1 protein-coding gene is annotated in these 249 nt (G+C 67.1%); it reads right to left on the reverse strand.

Going from position 1 to position 249, the window contains the following annotated elements:
* The coding region (locus tag VR45_RS32705) for a hypothetical protein (RefSeq protein ID WP_045943516.1) at window positions 1-249 on the reverse strand (249 nt) is incomplete at both ends.

Raw genomic sequence — 249 nt, forward strand, 5'->3', positions numbered from 1 at the left:
TCTGTGTCAGATCGCCCTGGGCGACCGCGGTGGTCACCGAGGCGATCGAACGGACCTGCGCGGTCAGGTTGTCGGCCATGACATTGACCGACTCGGTGAGGTCGCGCCAGGTGCCGGAGACGTCCTGCACATCGGCCTGTCCGCCGAGGCGCCCCTCGGTGCCGACCTCGCGGGCCACCCGGGTGACCTCGCCCGCGAACGAACTCAGCTGGTCGACCATGGTGTTGATGGTGTTCTTGAGTTCGAGGA

Origin of the sequence: Streptomyces sp. NRRL S-495, from assembly GCF_000966955.1 — a bacterium.
In the GTDB taxonomy this organism is placed as follows: domain Bacteria; phylum Actinomycetota; class Actinomycetes; order Streptomycetales; family Streptomycetaceae; genus Kitasatospora; species Kitasatospora purpeofusca.